Below are 19,213 nucleotides of genomic sequence, written 5' to 3'. Positions count from 1 at the left end.
TAAAGAGAAAGTCCACATCAAAGCTGATGTGGATTTTTTATGAAATAAATTATAAGTAATTTTAAAAGACATTATTTATCCAACTCTTCAAATAAAGAATCAAGAGAATCAAAAACTGGTTGCTGACCCTTTTTTATGTTTTCTTTAATTTCTTCCACAGATTCTTTTATATTTTCAATAACATGGCTGGGATAAATTGCAACTGGAACAAGAATAATTTTTCCATTATCTTCAAGGATTTCAAACTGGTCGCCTTGACTTAATTTCATGGAACTAATAATATTCTTGGGTATAGTTACTTGTGATTTTGCTTTTAATTCAACTAACATGAGAGCCTCCTTAGTTAGAAAATCATACTTTCTAACAAAATTATATTTCTGAAAATCTTATAAGTCAAGTAAAAAAATTTGCAAAAAATTTATAAGTAAAAAAAGCACCAGCTCGTGAAATTATTTCATAAGCTGGCATCTTTTTACATATTATTTTTTAATTTTTCATTTAATCTTGCTATGTCCCTTTTGGCAATTGCGTATTCAACAAACCAAATTACAAGATAGATTAAAAGGTAAATGCCAAGGAAGATGGCAAGGGACAAAGAGGATTTTTGAAACCAATAGAGCTTGTAGCCTACAAAAACCATGGTGGATGCAGTTAACAAGAAGTGAATGATGGTTCTTGTAAGTATTGACAATTTTTCATCTTCCCAAACTATAGAGGCAAAGCCAAAGACCATGCCAAGAAGTCCAGTAAGACAAATGGACAAAAAATTTGCCGCAAAGACTGACTTAGAACTTTCTATTAAGCTTGGGTTTGCAAGAGAAAAATCCCCATCAGCAAAAATATAGGACATAATTAGGGAAATGACAAGCAAAACAAATTCACAAATCAAAAGACCATTTACCATTCGACTAATAATTTTTTTCATAAAATCACCTCATATACCTAGAGTAGTTTTAATTTTTTTCACATATCTTCGAGATACGAAGGTCTTGGACTTATTTTTCATAGTGACAGAAATAGTTCCAGAGTAGGACAAGTCAAAGCTATCAACTAAGTTTAGGTTGATGAGTTCAGAGTTTGAAATCCTAACAAAATTTTTCGCCTTCAAAATTTCTTCCAGCTGATAAATTCTCTTTTTCATTAAATATTTTTCGTCGAGAGACTCGGCAAAGACCCTTGAGTCCTCTGTGTAAATCCTGTAAATCTTTGCAGGCTTTAAAATTTTTATCTTCTCATCAAGAAAACCAATTAACAAATTTTCAGAATTTTCTAGCACAAAGGACTTCAGCCTTAAAACTTCTTCTGTAACCTTATCAGTGTAGACAATAGCCTTAGGCACCTTATAATTTTCATAAATCTTAATCTCAAAATCCATTTCTGACCTCCTTTACTTATAATATAAACCTTGAAAAGAAAAAGTAAACAAAACTGCTCTAAGTGGTTGAAAATTTTACCTAAGTGGCAAAAGAAAAAGTGCAGGAAGCTTCCCACACTTAGTCTAACAAAATTCCCCTTAAAAATCCATGAAGGAGATGGTCGCCATTTTCGTCATAGACATTGGAAATTATGTCTATAAAATTTTTGCCACGCTTATTTTCTAGGTTTTCAACTTTATTTACACACTTTATTTTTCTTCCAGTGTAAGCTTTTTTTATAAAATCAAACTCCATGCGATACATCAAAATAGCCTAGTCGCCGCCAATTTTATTAGTAAGGCTTGCAGTTAATAGACCCTGCAAGAGGTACTCGCCATCAGCCTTGGGACTTTCCTGGTGCTTGCCCCAAAAGTTTGCATTCTCTGCGTAGTCTCTCAAGTCTTTTTCAGTAAAAACTCTAACGTAAATAACTTCGTCGCCCTTATTTAATCTAATAAAAATACCTAATAATAATATACCCAATAAATAAATTAAAATTGGGTAAAATAAAAAAGAGGTGTTAAAGTGAAAAAAATTTTATTATACGGATTAGAAGAAGAAAAGACAAAAATCACAGAAAAAGTTGCTAGTGAATTTGGCATTGAAATAAATAAAGTAGCTAAAGAGGATATGGAGAAAAAAGTTGGCGACCTCTTTGAATTAGATTTGAGAGAAAATTCTCCAGTAGAAGATGAAAATAAACTTATGGTATTTTCTGACTTTGACAGAAATATTTTGCGTGACTTTTTAATTGCCTTAAAAAAGGAAGGTGTAATGTTAGATAACAAATGCGTTCTCACAGAGACAAATGCTAATTGGACTTTTGCTTTTTTAATGGGTCACATAGCAGATGAGCACAGAGTTGTCACAAAATTTAGAGAACTTGGCGGGCTGGTAAAAATTGCCTTGGATAGGCTAGAAAGTGATAAAGATGACGAGCTTATGGACTTGGTAGAAAGAGCCATAGAAAATAAAAATAAGGAACTCAACGAGGAAAAACTTGACTCTGCCATAAAAGAGCTGAGGGAAAAATTAAATATTAAATAAAAGAAAAAGCCTTGATGTTCCTACACCAAGGCTAATTTTTTGTCTAAAATTTTTTAATTATAAATTTACAAATTAAAATTTTGTGATGTCATATATATCCATGTTTTCTTCGTGGAATTTTTTATTTTTTACGGCAACTCTTGCTGCTAGTGTGTCAAGTGATGTTACTATGTCTATGCCGTATTCTGTTGCCATTCTTCTAATCTTGAAGCCGTCTCTTGTTGAGTCGCCACCTCTTGTTGGAGTGTTTACTACTATGTCGATTTCGCCATTTCTTATTACATCCAAAATGTTTGGTCTTGGGTCATTTATTCTTCCGATTTCTCTTGCGTCAATGCCTTCTTTTTTAAGAAGCTGGCAAGTTCCCTTAGTTGCGATAAATTTGTAACCCAAATCCTTCATAGTTTTTGCTATTTCAATAAATTCTTTTTTGTCATTGTCATTTACTGTTGCAAGAACTCTTGAAACTTCATTTTCAATTTGTGAGCCTGCAGCCAAGAAGCCTTTGAAAAGTGCTTCGTCAATGTCTTTTCCAACGCCAAGGACTTCTCCAGTTGATTTCATTTCAGGGCCAAGAGAGATTTCTACTCTGTTAAGTTTTGACATTGAGAATACTGGAACTTTTACAGCCATTAGCTTTGGCTCTTTATAAATGTCAACTCCATAGCCAAGGTCAGATAGTTTTTCGCCAAGCATAGTCTTTGTTGCCAGATCTACTATTGGCACACCAGAAACCTTTGAGATATAAGGTACAGTTCTTGAGGCACGAGGGTTTACTTCAATGATATATAAGTCATTTTTGTATTCGATGAATTGAATGTTTATCATACCCTTTACATGAAGTGCCTTGGCAATTTTCTTTGTGTAATCTAAGATTTTTGCCTTTATAGCATCAGAAATGTGAAGGCTTGGATAAATTGTTATTGAGTCGCCAGAGTGAACCCCTGCTCTTTCAAGATGTTCCATAATGCCAGGAATTAATATATCTTCGCCATCTGAAATTGCGTCAACTTCGATTTCACGGCCAACTAAATACTTGTCAATTAAAACTGGGTTTACTGCATCTCTTTCAAAGGCACTTTGCAAATAAGTTTTCAAGCTTTCTTCGTCATAAGTTATTTGCATTCCTTGTCCACCAAGCACATAGGAAGGCCTAACAAGTAATGGATAGCCAAGTTCTTTTGCAGAGTCAAGCCCTTCCTTTACAGTGAATACTCCATGTCCCTTTGGTCTATTTATTTTTAATTCTTCAAGCATTTCGTCAAATTTTTCTCTGTCTTCAGCCCTGTCAATATCTTCAAAGTCTGTTCCCAAGATATTAATTTTTTGTGAGTGCAGATATTTTGCAAGCTTAATGGCAGTTTGTCCACCAAAGGCAAGGATAACTCCTAGAGGTTTTTCTATTTCAATTATAGATTTAACCTCTTCTTCAGTAAGTGGCTCGAAGTAAAGTTTGTCAGATGTGTCAAAGTCTGTTGAAACAGTTTCGGGGTTGTTGTTAATTGTTACTGTTTCTATGCCCATTTTTATTAGAGCCTTGATAGCGTGAACACTGCAGTAATCAAATTCAATTCCTTGACCAATTCTAATAGGACCAGACCCAATTACTATTATTTTTTTATTGGCTGACACAATATTTTCGTCTGTCTTTTCATAAGTTGAATAGTAGTAAGCGCCGTTTTTTCTAAATGGGGAAGTGTCAACTCTTCTATAATTTGGAAGAATATTATTTTTTTCACGAAGTTCAATTACATCTTCCATTTTTACTCCAAGAGCCTTGGCAATAGTCTTGTCAGAGAAGCCAAGTTTTTTAAGTTTAGCAAGCTCATCAGGAGTCATTGTGTCAAGACTTAGCTTTTTAAGATTTTCTTCTTCACGCACAATGTTTTCAATTTTTTCCAAGAAGTAAAGGTCGATGCCAGTTATGTCATGGATAAGTTCAAGGGAAAGTCCACGTCTAATAATTTCTGCAACATCAAAAAGTCTTTCATCATCTGGGAATTTAATTCTCTTCTTTAATTCTTCAGTAGTTCTTTCTTCAGAGAATTTAGATTCAAGGGAGAATTTAGAAATTTCAAGAGACCTAATTCCCTTCATGAGAGCTTCTTCGAAGGAAGAGCCAATTGACATGACTTCTCCAGTTGCCATCATCTTTGTGCCAAGTTTTCTATTTGCAAATTTGAATTTGTCAAAAGGCCACTTAGGAATTTTAACAACTACATAATTGCAGTGTGGTTCATAATTTTCTATTGTTTCGCCAGTAGTTTCGTTTTCGATTTCATTTAAGTTTAGTCCAAGAGCAATCTTTGTTGCAATTCTTGCAATTGGATAACCTGTTGCCTTTGATGCAAGGGCAGAGGAACGAGAAACTCTAGGGTTGATTTCAATTACTGCGTAGTCCAAAGTTTCAGGATTTAAGGCAAGTTGAACATTGCAAGCCCCAACAACATTTACATTTTCAACAATATTTAGGGCAGCATTTTTTAATTTTTGAAGTACATCCTTATCAAGACTTTGGCAAGGAGCAACTACAATAGAGTCGCCAGTGTGAACACCAACAGGGTCCACATTTTCCATGTCGCAGACAATAATTTTTTCGCCAGCACTATCTCTTATAACTTCAAATTCAATTTCCATCCAGCCACGAATAGATTTTTCAAGAAGACATTCATTTACTGGGCTAAGGCTAAGACCGTGGGATAAAACTTCTTCAAGCTCTTCTTCATCATAGGCAAAGCCACCACCAGTTCCGCCAAGTGTGTAGGCAGGTCTAATAACTAGAGGATAGCCAATTTTTTTAGCAAGGATTTTTCCTTCTTCTAGTGTAGTTGCGATTTCAGACTCAATAATTGGTTCGCCAATTTCCTTCATTGTATTTCTGAAAATATCTCTGTCTTCGCCTTTTTTTATAGCTTCAATGTCAGTGCCTATAATTTTTATTCCATATTTATCTAAAATTCCACGCTTGTCTAGTTCAAGTGTCATGTTAAGACCAGTTTGTCCGCCCATGCCTGCAATAAGGGAATCAGGTCTTTCCTTTTCAATAATTTTTTCTATAAAGGAAATAGTTATTGGCTCAATATAAATCTTATCGGCAATACCCTTGTCTGTCATAATAGTAGCAGGGTTTGAGTTCACAAGGACAGTCTTAACTCCATTAGCTTTTAGGGTTTCACAAGCTTGTGTTCCTGAGTAGTCGAACTCAGCAGCTTGTCCTATAACAATGGGACCAGAACCTATTACTAGCGTCTTCTTAATCGAATTATCTCTTGGCATTTTTTTCTCCTTTTCCAAATAAAAGATCAAACATTCTTAAAAATGGGCAAAAAAAATTTAAGGTATTAAATTTGCTCAAAAAAAATCATGCACAAGGACATGATTTTACTCAGTCCTTGGACTGATTTTCTATTTTTTTATCTTTATCATTAAATCACTTTTGAGAAAAAATTGCAAGAACTTTTTTACAAAAATTTACAATTGATAAAAAAAATCAAATTTCTTTCTAACCATGAAACATTGTCCAACAAAAGAGTTAAAATTATTTTGGATTTATTGTATAATAAATTAGATAAGGAGGAGAAGTTATGACAAAAGTTCTCCATTTAATTAGTGGCGGCGACACTGGTGGGGCAAAGACTCACATCTTTACCCTAATGAAAGGTCTAAGTGGAAAAGTCGATACCAAAATTATTTGCTTCATAAAAGACACCTTTTATGATGAAGCAAAGGAGAGAGGCATCGACATAGAAGTATATCCACAAGAAAAGAGATGGGATCTTTCCGTCGTTTCTAAATTAAGTGACGAAATCAAAAATGGCAAATACGATTTAGTCCACGCTCATGGAGCTCGTGCTAATTTTATTTGTATGTTTTTAAAAAAGAAAATAAATGTGCCTATGGTCACCACAGTCCATTCAGACTATATGCTTGACTTCAAGGACTCATTTTACAAAAATTTAATTTATACAAGTTTAAACAAAATGTCTTTAAAAAAATTTGATCATTACATTTGTGTAAGTGACAATTTTAAAAAGATGCTAGTAGATAGAGGTTTTGATAAAAATAAAATCCATGTCCTCTACAATGGAATTGATATTGATGAAAAAACTCTCTACATTCCAAAGACAGCTTTCTTGGAAAAATATAAGATTAACTACAATGGCGAGTTTTTAGTTGGAATTGCAGCAAGACTTGACAAGGTAAAGGACCACGAAACTTTTATCAAAGCTTGCAAGGAAACACTTGAAATAAATCCAGATATAATATTTTTAATAGCAGGAGATGGCGACGAACAGAAAAAACTAGAGGAAATGGCTAAGTCCTTTGGCATAGAAAAGAATATTTACTTTTTAGGCTTTGTAAGGGACAAATATTCCTTCTTTAACGCCATAGATGTAAATGTACTTACTTCTATTTCTGAATCCTTTCCCTATGTAATTCTTGAAGCAGCAAGGCTATCTGTGCCAACAGTTTCCACAAAAACAGGAGGCATACCAGAAATCATAAAGGATGATTACACTGGATACTTATTCCCAGTGGGAAATTACAAGTCTCTTTCCAGATACATTTTAGACCTCTATGACCAGAGAGACAAACTAAAGGAACTTGGCGACAACATAAAAAGAGAAGTAGTAGAAAGATATTCTCACCTATCCATGGGCGAGAGACAAAAAGAAATATATGATGAAATATTAATGGGAGGAAAAAATGAAAATAATTGACAAAAAGGGCAGACTTTTTGGACTAATTAACCTAGTCGATTTATTAGTAATAATTTTAATACTTGCACTTGCCCTAGTAGGAGTAAAGAGATTTGGCTCAAAGGGAGCAGTAGGAGAAGTAACTACAAAAAAAGGTATCATCACAGCAGAAATAAAAGATGTTAGAGATGTAACTGCAAATAATGTCAAAGTAGGCGATCCTATCTATGATTACGATAAGGGAACTTACCTTGGCAAAATCGCCACAGCTGAAGTTGAACCATACAAAGATAAGACAGAATACCAAGGTAAGTTTTACAATGCAGAAGTACCAGGCAAGTATAGAGTTATCATGACAATTGATGCAGATGTAAAGGACACACAAGATTTTTACCAAGTTGGCACTGAGCAAATAAGAATTGGTGCAGAAATGAGAATAAAAAATAAAAATATTACATCTTTTATGACAGTCCTTGGCGTAGAAGTAAAGAACTAGGTGATTACTATTAATTCATTAACTATAAGATCTTTAAATAAAATTTACAGAGCTTTTTCTGGTTTTTATGAAGATTCTATTACAAAAAAAGTTCATGATTTTATAACAAAGCCTCTAGCAAAAAACTTTTCAACTTCAAAGACAAAAGTTGTAATAGCAGGAGAAAAACCCTTATTTAGGGATACCCTTATATATAAAATTTATAGAGGGATATTTAACTTACTAGAAAAATTTATGAATTTACTTGGAAAGATTTTTCTTCCTTTGATAAAAAAATCTTTTTTCCTTGGTGCAACTTTTAAGTCACTTGATAATTTTGACGAAATCGCAGGCATTATATCAAACATAATGTTTTATACAGGAATATTCACATTGATTATTTCCTTAATTATAAGGGCAAGCATAATTTTTCCCCTTGCTTTTATTATTCTTGGGATAATTCTTTCCTTATTAAAGGGAAAATATATGGACATAATTATGGGCTCAAAAGTTTTAGAATTTTTTATATCTTTCTTTAAACTAGACGAAGGCGGTGAAAACTGGTGGTAAAATCAAAAAAAATTAACTTTATACTTTTATCAGCAATTTTTCTAAGCCTAATATATTATTTTTTGGGAACAAAATTATTTTTGGCAGCCTTTGTGGGCATAAGCGGACTTCTCTTAGTCATCTATGACATAAAAATAGGATTATTTGCGGCAGCCTTCTTATATCCATTTGTGCCAGATGCCTTGGGACTAATAATGTTACTTTCCATGGGATTTTTTGTTCTCCTTAGAAGCTTTCTATATAAAGAAAGTTTTACAGTGGGCGAAAGGACAGTGCCCCTTTTCATATTTGCCTTTATAATAGCCTTTTCTACTATTACATCAATTGACCCATCAGGCTCAGTTAGAGACTTGGCACTAAATGCAGCAGGCATATCCTTTTTATTTGCCATGACAAATTCCATAAAGACAAAGGGCGAACTCAACGCTTTTATATCAACTCTGCTTTTGTCGGCACTTGTAGTTGCCCTACTTGGAGTAGTCCAATATTTTACAGGAGTGCAAATGCGACCAGAGTGGCTTGACACAGAAAATAACACAGACATTGCAGTTAGAGTTTACTCAGTATTTTTCAATCCAAATATTTTGGCAGAATACCTTGTACTCATCACACCAATAGCAGTAGGAATAACTTGGTACACAAAGTCCATGAGAAAAAAATTTCTCTTTGCAGCTGCAACTGGCATCCTACTAATTTGTATTGTCTTAACCTTATCAAGAGGTGGCTGGGTAGGTCTTGCCCTTGCGGCCCTTGCCTTTGTCCTATTAGTAGATAAGAGATTACTATTACTAGGTCTGCCAATAATTCTTGGAGGACTAGCAGTTCTTCCACAAAAAGTTTTAGATAGAATTATATCCATTGGTTCAACAGTTGACTCATCAAACTTATATAGGATAAAAATTTGGCAAATAACAAAGGATGTCATAAGAGATAATTTAATTGCAGGAGTTGGCTTTGGTTACATTCCTTTTAAGGAAACCTTTGAAAAATATATTAGGACAATGCCAATCTATCACGCTCACAACACCTATCTTGAAGTAGCAGCAGAAATCGGACTAATTGGATTTATCTTTTTCATGTTGCTATTACTTTCAACCTTGAAGTACGCTTATACAAGCTTAGTTAAGTCAGAGGACAAGTATTTCAAATACCTTGGAGCAGGACTCTTTGCCTCAATAATTGGCATAATGGGTCATGGACTTGTAGAGCACTTCTTATACATTCCAAGAATAATCTTCACATTTTGGATTGTCCTTGGCATAATCTTTACAGCCATAAATGTAGAAAAATATGAAAGAGAAAAAGTAGCCAATTGCGAAAATATTGAGGAAAAAGAAATCTTAGAAAATAAAGAAAATTTGGAAAACAAAGAAAATTTAAACAATTTACAAAAAGAAATATAAAAATATTTTAGAAAGAGAAATAAACAGAGTTAAGTGACGGCTATGAAAAAAATTGTTGTATCAGGATACTTTGGCTTTGACAACTCTGGCGACGATGCCATCCTAAAAGCCATGGTAGAAGACTTTAAAAAACTTAATAGAGACATAGAGATTACAGCCCTCTCAAAAAATCCTGAGAAGACAAGAAGAGTTTATGGCATAAATGCAGTAGATAGATTTTCTTTAAAAGAGCTGGTAAAAGCGCTAAGAGATGCTGACCTTCTCTTGTCGGGTGGAGGATCACTGCTTCAAGACATCACATCTACAAGGAGCATAATCTACTATCTTTCAGTCATAATTATAGCAAAAATTGTAAGAAAAAAAGTCTATGTCTATGCCAATGGAATAGGGCCAATTGACAAAAAGATAAATAGAATCCTCACAAGGAAAGTCCTAAACAAAGTGGACTACATCACACTTAGGGACAAACTTTCCTACAGCTTTGTGAGAGAACTTGAAGTGACAAATAAAAATATAGAAGTGACAGCAGACCCAGTCTTCACCCTAAAGGCAGAAGAAGATGATAGAATAGACGAGATATTAAAAGACGAAGGCATAAAAATAACAGAAAAGACCCTAGGATTTTGCATAAGAGACTACAAAAAAGATGAGACCATAAAAGAAAAATTTGCAAAGACAATAGACCTTTTAATAGAAAAAGATTACGAAATCCTGCTCGTGCCCTTCCACATGCCAAGGGACAACGTCTATTCCAGAGAAGTTGCAGATAAGTGCCTCGACAAAGAAAAAGTCATGTTAATAGAAAAAAACTACTCAGCAGGAGAGCTTATGGGCATCTTTAAAAGGCTAAGGCTCCTTGCGGCAATGCGTCTTCACTCACTTGTCTATGCAGCAAGCGTAAATCTTCCCATGGTTGGGATAATTTATGACCCAAAAGTTGAAGCCATGGTTGGAGAACTTGGTATAAAAGAAGCAGTGGATGTAGAAAATTTCACAGCAGAAGAATTATATGACAAGATACTAGAAGCCTTGGACAACCTAGAAGAAAGACGAGAAGTATTAATAGAAAATACAGAAAAGATGCGACAAGCATCAAAGGAAAATGTAGACATAGCATTAAAAATTTTAGAAAAAAATTAATAAATTGATTTAAAAAGAGGTTTTCCACCTCTTTTTTTTATAGTTACAAAAGTAAAAATTTAAAAATACAAATAAAAAGAGATAAAAAAATTATTGCAAAGGATTGCAGGGAAAAATGCAAAAATTCAGCAGCAAGAAACAATATCACATATAAGAAATGGCTAAAATTCAAGCCTTGCATAAATAACGATAGAAAAAAAGACATAAAAGGCCACAAAAAGCACGTGAAAAAATTGTGCTGAAATTAATACAATTTTCAGTGGGGGGGGGTGGATTGTACTTTGAAATGGCGAAAAACTGACAAAAAACATCTATAATAAAGTGGAATTATACACTTTCTTTTGTTATAATAAATTTATAAAAATAAAGTCCATAACTATATCCAAAAGACAGCAAACTATATAAAAAAAGCAATCATGACTTAACAATTAAAAGTTATGGAGATAAAGGGGGAGATAGGAGAAAATGTTTTAATCCAAAAAAATAGAAAGGAGAAATGAAATGGATAAAAAACAAAAATCAAAACAATTGATGGCATTATTCTTATCAATACTTATGATAGTAGGAATATTGCCACTCAACATCTTTGCTGAAGAACCACAACTTCCTGGCACATCTACTCGTGCAGTAGATCCAGAAGGAAAACCTTCTGTTAACTGGGAAGAAGACGCTACAGCTACAGATGATGGCTCTGGCTATTGGTCACTTCCTGAAAATGTAAAGATAATCAAAGGACAAAAGGGAGCTGACCCACTTAATACACTTGGCTTTACTTACCTTGGCAGATACTATGACCAAAATGGAAGAATAGTTCTAAAATTTGAAGTAAGCCAAAGAAACCAATCCGACAGTGGTACTTGGGATAGATTTGTTATGAGATTCCCAGCTGAGTTATATCAAAAGATTGATAGAGAGGCTTCATACGTACTTTGGAAACAGACAGAAGTTTTTTCTATTAACAATTTTGACACACTAGATGTATCTACTGTTAGGGGACAAAGTGCCAACTGTCTACAATTTCCTTATAGAAATGTAGGGATTCAATATGGTCACAGAGAAGTTAATATAGTTTTAAAAGCTGATACTGATTGGGACAAGACTTTTGCACAAAAGACACAAGCAGTTCAATTAAGACTATATAATGCCAACAACAATAATTTAAAAATATTCTCTACAGCTGGAGGATATAAGGGTGCTGACTATGCTGCACTAGGATATAATACCTACACTAAAATTGCAGTTGTAGGAGATTTATCAAAAAGACCTAAGGATTTAATGGAAGCAACTACTAAATCAATGACACAATTTGGTGGACAAAATGACCAGTTCCACTCAGCGGACTCAGCTCTACAACTTGATAGAGATGAAAAAAAAGTTAGACTAATCTATACTTTTGCTTCAGATGTTACTAGTGGAAAAATGGATGGAGATAAGTATGCTATTAGACAAACTCTTGATAGAGACTTCATCAAATATCTTGACCTAGGAAACAAAGGCAAAGGAGCTGAAGAAAAAAATCAAATCGGTTCTATCTATTTCCTATCTGAAAATGAAACACCAATTGGAACAAAACTTCCTATCTACGCAAGCTATATAGAAGGTTTGGAATTAAACCCAGATGGCTCAGCAAAGCTTGATGGAGAAGGAAACCCAACATTTAATCGTGAAGATGGTGCTGTATTCTTACAATTTGCAGAAACAGGCTATGAATATAAAGATAATCCTGACTCAGCAGATCCAAACTATGTTGAAACTGTAAAAACAGATTTTAAAAATATTTTGAGAAATGCTAGTCAAGACTCAGGTTCTATCATGGTTTTTGAATACAATATAGATCCAGAAAAGATAAACGAAGATTTAGTTAAGGATAAGGAACTATCAAAGAACTTTATGTTTGACACAAGATATATTCTTTCAAACAATAGAGGAGTTAGAAAATATACTACAACTACAACTGAAGATATAGTTATACAACCTAACAAAAACAATTTCTTCACTCTTAACTTCAATCCATACGTAAATATTTCAAGTGCTATGGGAACTGCGGCAGAAATGAAAGACTTTGTGCTAAATATAGGTGGCAGCGAAGGAATTTGGAAGTCTTGGAAAAGAGAAGGACATGCCTTCTTCCCTGATACAGATGATTACGCTATAAATATGTATGGTTGGCAGTTTTATATGAAAGATTATAATATAAAGACTGGTATGACTATAAAGGCAGGAACTCCTATAACAGTTTATTTGCCAAACCTTGACTATGGAAATAGAGGAAAATATCCTGATTATATTGATTTTGATATAGTTACAGGGGAACAAAAGGGAGCATCAGGAGATAGTCTAAAAAATAAAACATCATTAACAGGTAATAAAACTTTAAGACTTGAAAAAGCTACTAATAAGAATGGCTCTGATCTTTTCTATCCACCAATGTACTTTAAAAATTCAATTTCAACTGTTGGTGCAACAGCCGTAATTGAAAAGTATGTTCCTATAGTAGATGAAATTTTCACAGATTCTAAAGAGTTTACTGGAATTATGAGAAGTGAAGGCGGAGTTAGCTCAGAACTTTACATTCCGGAAGAAACTAAGTCTACACATTATTTAGGAAAATCATTTATTAACACAGAAGAAAATAAAGATGGCGATATAACTGCTTATTTAAGAGCGGATGGTAAAGAAGAAGCTCAAAAATTTGCAGTAAATAATGATGGCAAATCAGACATTTTTGAAAAGAGAATTTTTGATAAAAAGGAATACCAAGGACTTGCATTCAATATTAAAAAACAATATTTTGGAAAAGAAAGTATTAAGTATGCAACTGAAAACAAAGCAGTTGAAGAACTTGGCTTATTAAGAGACCAACCTATTGTATTTGCAACTTATTCTGAAACTTCTTTAAAATCAGAACCAGTAATAGAACAAGTTCAAACAAAAGTAAAGTTTGACCTTAATGGACAAACATCAAAGGAAAATCTTCCTGTTATTGAAAAGATTGCTCCATTAAGTAATCAATACAGATATGATTACTTGACAGGAAAAGTAAACAATAATTATAAACCATCAGGTTTTGAAGGCGACTATGTTAGATATGTTGATGAAAAGAACAAAACTAAGGAAGTTGATGGCAGAACTTATCAAAACATCATTAGTCATGACGGTTTAGAATATGATTTGACAAACAAAGATCAAAAGGCAGCTTTCTTAAAGAGACAAATGCCAACTAAAGATGAAATAAATGTACCACAAGGTAAGAGAATTCTTGGTTGGACAACTACTAAGCTAACAGATATAGCTGGCGGAAAGACGGCTGTAGAACAATTTAATGAACTTAGAGATAATAACAAAGTTATAAAGGAAGCTAAAGATTGGGAAAAAGTAGATGCAAATGAAAACTACATCTTCGATTCAAAATCTCCAATCGACAAAGAAAGAACAGTTTATGCAGTTTATGGCGAAGGTATAAATATTGTCCTTCACTCAAACAACACAGCTGATCTTAAAGATGAAACAACTATAACAATTCCAGTAACTATATCTGATATTGACAATACAAACAAAATTATTGATCAAGTTTCAAGTGCAACTCTTTCAAAAATGAAGGGTAATCTTGTAATTAAAGGACTTCCTAAAGTTCCAGTAACTGGAGAACAATCTGAAATAGATAAGGTTACAGATGCAAATGCAAAACTATTTAACATACCAAACAATTCATTCCTTGGTTGGACACTCTATAGATACTCTAACGACCCACAAGAATCAAAATTGATTGCTGGTAAAAATAATGAAAGAATTGGCGAATTGTTAAGTGGTGTAGTTTCAGGTGGAACAAAGAGAATTCCAAAGAGTACTGAATGGATCAAAGATTTAAGAGGAGATCAATACAAATATACAAGATATATTCCAAATACTTTCTCTATAGCATTAAGAGCACAAGATGTTCCAAGTAAGGATAATAATGACGGAGTAGGAATATATACTATTTTCTTAGATGCAATTGATGAAGGTAAAGACCTTCACTTATATGCAAACTACAGACCATTCTTTGATGTAAAAGTTCATCCTTCTTATATGAATATTGATAAGAATCAAGGAGAATTTGGTAAGTATGTAGATACAGTTGATGAAGCTAATAAAAAGCCAGTTAATGTAGGTCTACTACACAGAACTGCTGTAACTGATTATGGTACACCAACAGTTCACCAAAATGCTAGTTACTATCCACTTCCAGGTGGAACAAGTACTTTAAAGGCTTGGGACGGTAAATCAAAAGAAGCTTTAACTTGGAAAGTTCCAGGATTTGATGAATTAGGACAAAGAAAATCTTATGTATCAGTAATTGTTACAGACGATCAAAAAGATGCTTATGCAACCTTCCAAGCACCTAACTGGGGTTCCTTGGGAGCAAAAACTTATATAAGACTTCAAGATGCAACTGCAACACTAGACCCTAACGCACCTAAGAACTTACACGAAAATGCAGGTAACCCTTATGGCGATCCACTTGCAAAAGATCAATCTTTCACTCTTGGGGTAGATGCCTTTACATCTGCAACTTCAAGAAAATCAATCCTAACAACTGGAGATAACGAAGAAGTAAAGGGCTATGAAATTTGGAATACATCAACACCAATTGATATTCCAAAGCCAGTATTTGACAATGTATATGATGATGAAACAGAAGCTAAATTACATTGGACAGAAGCTGAAAAGAACGCTGATATTAAAAAGATTATTTTAACAGTTGCTGACGGCGCTGAAACTACTCTTGTAAAACAAAATGACGGAACTTACACTGACGGAACTATAACAGCAAGACCTGATGGCGACAAACTTGTTTTAAGTCCACTTAACTTACAAGGAAAGGCAGGACAAGACATTGTTGCTAAATATGTAGTTGAAAAAGCTGGTCAAGAAGTTACAGGCCCTGAAGGAAGAATTACAATCAACGAGAGAGGTACATCTGCACCTGTTGAAGAAATGAAACAAATTCCAAACGATGCTGATGGAAAATCAAAGATTGAGTTTAAAGTTCCAGACCCAGTTTTAAATAAACCTACTAAAGGCACAGTTTACACTGCACAAAAGTGGGATGAGACTCAAAATAAATGGGTTGATTTAGGAAAAGTAACTCTTGATTCTGATGACGATAAGGGAACAAAGAAAGAGATAACTTTAGATGGCGATGTAAAAGATGGCGACATCGTAAGAATAAAATCTGAACAACCAAATCTTAATCCTAGCGATTCAACAGGAACTGGCGATGCAAAATACACACCACAAGACGGCGATGAAAATCGTAAGTATGTAAAAATTGATAAAGCTGGTCCTGAAGCAAATGTAACAGCAAAGGACGAAACATTTAGAAGATTTATCGACCTTGAAGGAACTATAAAGGAAATTCCTGCTGGAAGAAAAGTTAAGATAACAATTGATTATAAAGACGGAAATCCTGTAGAAATGGAAAAAGAAATCACAGTTGAAAATAAAGCAAATATAATCAAAGAACTTAACACAGTTTTAAGAAAAGGAATTGAAGATGGAAATATTCCTGAAATTAAGATAACAGCAGTTGATGAATTTGGTAACAGCAAAGATTCAAAGGTAGATTACACAGAATCTTATCAATTAAAAGTTTTAATTACTGGCGAAAGAGCTGGCAAGAAATTTGTAAAAGTTTCAGCAGATAAAGCCAACGCAACTGTAACTATTAAAGTTATGAATAATGGACAAGAAGTTTCAAGTGCAAGTGCAACAGTGACAGCACCTAATACATTTGTAAAAGTAAAATTTGCAAATGGATACGCACTAAAATCAGGGGATGAACTTGTTATATCAGGTACAGCAACTGAAAATGGAAAAACTTATACTTCAAATCCATTCAAGATGGATATTAAATAAATATTTGTCTTTATAAATTAAATAGTAAGAGATTAGATTTTAGAAGTATTATGGTGGGGAGCTTAGCTCCCCAAAGGAGGCAAAATGAAAATTAACAAAAGATTGCTTTCATTTTTCCTTGCAGTTTTAATGGTAGTTTCCACTTTTGGAGACTCTGTATATGCAATTACAGAAAATGCTAAAGCCAATAGCACAAACAAAAAAACTGAAATAGAAGGAAAAGTAGAAGGCGATAAGGAAGTATTTACTTTTGACCTAAGTGAATTTAAAAGTAAAGAATCAGTAGCTCCTATGACTGCAAAGGCAATGCCTGCAAGAGCACCTCGCAGAGCACCGGCTCAATGGGATACACAAGTAAATATAAAAACTACAGGCTTAAATGGAAAAGCATTTGATTGGACAGCACTTCCTAACAAAGAATTTAAACTTATAGCTAAGTGGGAAACTACAGACGGTCAAAAACATCAAAAAGAAATTGCAACAATCACAGATACATCAGACGCAAAGAACTTTGTTAATGTAGGTTGGCCAGTTGATGGAACTATGAAGGGCAATGCTTCAGTTGTAACTAATTACAATGGAAATATAGAAGTGCGTGTAGCCATAACTTCAGGTTCAGCAACTGGAGGATCAGGTAGGTTAACTTTTGATATTACACTAACAGAGCTTGCAGAACCAAGAGTAAATGTTGAATACATTGACCCTTATGGAAGAGCAATAACTGACCCAGCAGATTTACCATCAGATGCTGATACAATGCCAAAGGTAACAGCAGAAGAATTATCAGATGTTGAAATCGACTTACCTAAGGCTACAGGTCAAATCAACATGAGAAATTCAGGAGACATTGACGATGACGAATTAAATACAGCAGAAGCTGGTTTAACTTATAAAGTTGGCGGAAAAGTAGACTCTGAAAAAATAACAATAGGGGGAAAAGAATATATAGTTGATATATCACAACCAAGTGCAAAAGAAATTGGCACAATAAAAATGGTATATCAAAAAGATGTAATTGTACCACCAGCTGATGGCGATGGTAACCCTGTAAAACCTGCAGATGGCTATGTACGTTTGACATTTGATGCAAATGAAAACAAACAAGATGGTATCAAAGGTACACATACTGCTGGAGATTACGCAGGAAAGCAAAAATCATATATCGACGTAAAACAAGGCGTGCAATATGATAATGCTAACCTACAAGCTGCAATCAAAGCATTATCAACAACAGGAACAAAAGAAGTAAATGGTGAAACAAAAACTTATGCACAAGATGCAGAAAACCCATGGACACCAGCAGTTCCAAATGACACAACAGCAGTGGTAACAGCAACTTACAATGCCCAATACAAAAAATCAAAAGCCGAACAAGTACAAGAACTTGGCGGACTAAATCCTCAAACAATCAAAGTTTGGAAGGACGATAGAATTGATTGGGAAAAAGGAGTTGCTCCAAAAACAACGAATACTGCTGACGCAGCTGTGATACAATCACTTCTAGATAATGCAGAAGTAACAGATTTATCAAAGAGAAGCTCAGCTGCACAAGGAAAATTTGAAGGAAAACTTCTAGTAACATTTGGAGACGGTTCAACATTAGAAGTTGAAAACCAATGGCTATATGTATGGGAACACATAGTTACAGTCGATCCTAATAGCACAGATCCAGACGCACCACAAAAAGAAGACCTACCACGAGATAAAATTACAGTTATCTTTAAAGCAGGAGAAGGCATAGTTAATATAAATACTAATGGCAAAACAACATACGCTAAACCAAATGCAACATTAGCTGATACAGACTTCCCAGCAGATATCACATATACAGATGGATATAAGAATGAAGTAACTTGGACACCAACAGATCATAAAGTTGATACAAAAAATAGAAAATATTATGACTCTAAAAGACAGAGATTCACATTCAATGCAAGTGCAACAAAATTAGCTGCAACACAAATCACAGAAGCTGGTGGATTAAAAGGTATAGACTTAGCAGCTTGGGTTGGAGACACACTAGATGCAAAATTCTGGAAAGATGGAGTAGCATTAGCAGATACAGTACAAGATGCTGACGGAAAGTTAGCAACCCTTTTAGCAGGAGCAACTGTAACAGACAAATCTAACAGAGATACAGATAAAAAAGGAACTAAACCAGGAAAATTAATAGTAACTTTTGCAGATGGTTCTGCCTTAGAAGTAGATCAAAAACTATTTGTCTACGACAAAAAAGATGTAGTTCCAACAGATCCGAAACAACCAACACCAAAAGATGCAGTGGTTGTAACATACCAAAAAGGTGAGGGAGTAACTGAACTGACAGGAACAGGAAAGACATTAGTAAAATCTGGAGAAACTTTGACAAATGAGGATTTTCCAAAAGCAACATTAGAAGAAGGACGCAAGGATCTAACTTGGTCAGGACAAACACCAGGTAATCCAAAAGATTACACAGTAACAGAAAGCAACAAAGTATTCACAGCAACAGCAGGAAAGACAGTAATACCAACAAACCCAGATGATCCACAAACACCACAAGGATATGTATTAGTAACATTCGAA

At 34.1% G+C, this 19,213-nt stretch carries 14 protein-coding genes; 8 read left to right on the top strand and 6 right to left on the bottom strand.

Features of this window, described 5'->3' with window-relative positions:
• Positions 1-71: 71 nt before the first annotated feature.
• The 5 genes from PTSHG_RS03525 to PTSHG_RS10045 form a co-directional block, all read right to left on the bottom strand.
• The gene (locus tag PTSHG_RS03525; RefSeq protein WP_019107515.1) at positions 72-329 is read right to left on the bottom strand and encodes an AbrB/MazE/SpoVT family DNA-binding domain-containing protein; all 258 of its coding nucleotides are present in this window, start codon (positions 327-329) and stop codon (positions 72-74) included.
• A 143-nt stretch (positions 330-472) separates the two neighbouring features.
• The gene (locus PTSHG_RS03520; RefSeq protein WP_019107514.1) at positions 473-925 is read right to left on the bottom strand and encodes a DUF3021 domain-containing protein; all 453 of its coding nucleotides are present in this window, start codon (positions 923-925) and stop codon (positions 473-475) included.
• 9 nt (positions 926-934) lie between these two features.
• Positions 935-1,375 carry a LytTR family DNA-binding domain-containing protein gene (locus PTSHG_RS03515; protein WP_019107513.1) on the bottom strand — a complete coding sequence of 147 codons (441 nt, stop codon included), beginning with the start codon at positions 1,373-1,375 and terminating at the stop codon, positions 935-937.
• Between the two features lie 118 nt (positions 1,376-1,493).
• Complete coding sequence (locus PTSHG_RS10050) at positions 1,494-1,670, bottom strand: hypothetical protein (RefSeq protein WP_019107512.1); 177 nt, start codon at positions 1,668-1,670, stop codon at positions 1,494-1,496.
• Positions 1,671-1,688: 18 nt separating this feature from the next.
• Entirely contained in the window at positions 1,689-1,898 is a 210-nt protein-coding gene (locus PTSHG_RS10045) for a hypothetical protein (RefSeq protein ID WP_019107511.1), read from the bottom strand.
• A 42-nt stretch (positions 1,899-1,940) separates the two neighbouring features.
• Between PTSHG_RS10045 and PTSHG_RS03505 the strand changes: the two genes are divergently transcribed.
• Entirely contained in the window at positions 1,941-2,462 is a 522-nt protein-coding gene (locus tag PTSHG_RS03505; RefSeq protein WP_019107510.1) for a DUF3783 domain-containing protein, read from the top strand.
• Between the two features lie 72 nt (positions 2,463-2,534).
• On the opposite strand, the gene carB is transcribed toward PTSHG_RS03505, so the two are convergent.
• Positions 2,535-5,738, bottom strand: a complete 3,204-nt coding sequence (gene carB / locus PTSHG_RS03500; RefSeq protein WP_019107509.1) for a carbamoyl-phosphate synthase large subunit — start codon at positions 5,736-5,738, stop codon at positions 2,535-2,537.
• Positions 5,739-6,046: 308 nt separating this feature from the next.
• Here carB and PTSHG_RS03495 point away from each other — a divergent pair, with 308 nt between their 5' ends.
• The 7 genes from PTSHG_RS03495 to PTSHG_RS09890 all read left to right on the top strand — a co-directional run.
• Complete coding sequence (locus PTSHG_RS03495) at positions 6,047-7,183, top strand: glycosyltransferase family 4 protein (protein WP_019107508.1); 1,137 nt, start codon at positions 6,047-6,049, stop codon at positions 7,181-7,183.
• On the top strand, positions 7,170-7,658 hold the full coding sequence (locus PTSHG_RS03490) for a DUF4330 domain-containing protein (RefSeq protein WP_019107507.1): 489 nt from the start codon (positions 7,170-7,172) through the stop codon (positions 7,656-7,658). The genes PTSHG_RS03495 and PTSHG_RS03490 overlap by 14 nt, the downstream gene beginning before the upstream one ends.
• Positions 7,659-8,207 carry a hypothetical protein gene (locus PTSHG_RS03485; RefSeq protein ID WP_019107506.1) on the top strand — a complete coding sequence of 183 codons (549 nt, stop codon included), beginning with the start codon at positions 7,659-7,661 and terminating at the stop codon, positions 8,205-8,207.
• Positions 8,201-9,610, top strand: a complete 1,410-nt coding sequence (locus PTSHG_RS03480; protein ID WP_019107505.1) for an O-antigen ligase family protein — start codon at positions 8,201-8,203, stop codon at positions 9,608-9,610. The genes PTSHG_RS03485 and PTSHG_RS03480 overlap by 7 nt, the downstream gene beginning before the upstream one ends.
• Before the next feature lie 42 nt (positions 9,611-9,652).
• The gene (gene csaB / locus PTSHG_RS03475; protein WP_019107504.1) at positions 9,653-10,750 is read left to right on the top strand and encodes a polysaccharide pyruvyl transferase CsaB; all 1,098 of its coding nucleotides are present in this window, start codon (positions 9,653-9,655) and stop codon (positions 10,748-10,750) included.
• A gap of 501 nt (positions 10,751-11,251) precedes the next feature.
• Positions 11,252-16,648, top strand: a complete 5,397-nt coding sequence (locus PTSHG_RS03470; protein ID WP_019107503.1) for a hypothetical protein — start codon at positions 11,252-11,254, stop codon at positions 16,646-16,648.
• A gap of 84 nt (positions 16,649-16,732) precedes the next feature.
• On the top strand, positions 16,733-19,213 hold a 2,481-nt coding region (locus PTSHG_RS09890), incomplete at its 3' end, for a Rib/alpha-like domain-containing protein (RefSeq protein WP_026088829.1).

It is taken from the genome of Peptoniphilus senegalensis JC140 (assembly GCF_000321025.1).
In the GTDB taxonomy this organism is placed as follows: domain Bacteria; phylum Bacillota; class Clostridia; order Tissierellales; family Peptoniphilaceae; genus Peptoniphilus_A; species Peptoniphilus_A senegalensis.
This window is presented reverse-complemented; position numbering and strand designations above follow the sequence as displayed.